Here is a 937-nt window from a genome sequence, read left to right on the forward strand (position 1 = left end):
CCCACCGTGGGGCGGAAAACAGAGCCAACCCCATCAGCTGCTTTAATCCCTTGGCTCTCTTGTGCAACAGGACTTCGCGCTCCAAGCGCTTGTGCTTGCAACAACAAAGGCTGAAAAGCTAAGCAAAAACTTAAAACAAGTGAAAGCCCCTTATGGATCCCTCGCTGCAAAACACAAAGAACGCGCTTTCCTCGCTTGTATCCATATCCCAATTTATGCTTTTGATTTTTCAATCCCCGCATCTTCAGCTCCTCATAAAATTCTTTATCTTTAAAAAAAACAACCCAAAGGGATGTAAACAGCGCAGCGATATTTTTACCGCCCCTTTGCTCTAAAATCTCAATAATGCCCGCACTTGAAATAACCCTGTCGCATTTCCCTTTTCTCGCACTGTCGATTGGGTTAAAATATTCGAATAAGACACATCAACATCCGTAATGTCTCCGGTTGCATGGAAACCAAGAGTTGCCCCAACGAGGCTCCCGCCAAAGCTGTTTTTGCTTACATCATTGGCCACGGCTCCCAGATCAAGCGCCATATAAGGGGAAAATTGGCTCATAAATTTACGCCCCATGTTCGAAGAAAAACCTGGCAACAACAGCGACAATTCATTGCGCCAAAACACCCCGTTGTTGCCGTAATAAATCGCCTCACGCACCCCGCGCACAGAGGAACTACCACCAAGCGATATTTGCTCTGAACTAAACAACGTGTCGGGTGATAATTGTCCTGAAAACAGTGTGTTATAGCGAAAATTATACTGGTGAAGCGAAAAAGGACGCACGTAGCCTAGAGAAAAAGACAATTTGGAAAATTGCCCTTTGGGTGAATTTTTTGTTGCATTCTCTTGCTCTTTATCGTCATAAGCGCCAAGAATTGCCAAACCCTTATGAAACCCTATATGCGCGCTTAATTCTCCTCCAAGCCACTTGCGCGA

General features: G+C 45.3%; 2 protein-coding genes. Both read right to left on the minus strand.

Translation table 11 applies throughout. The features are described from left to right. On the minus strand, window positions 1-242 hold a 242-nt coding region (locus ACFIK8_RS10305; protein WP_375669368.1), incomplete at its 3' end, for a hypothetical protein. Between the two features lie 89 nt (window positions 243-331). Next, a partial coding sequence (locus ACFIK8_RS10310; RefSeq protein WP_375669369.1) for a ShlB/FhaC/HecB family hemolysin secretion/activation protein occupies window positions 332-937 on the minus strand: 606 nt, incomplete at its 5' end.

The sequence above is a fragment of the Bartonella sp. MR168JLCBS genome (assembly GCF_042194175.1).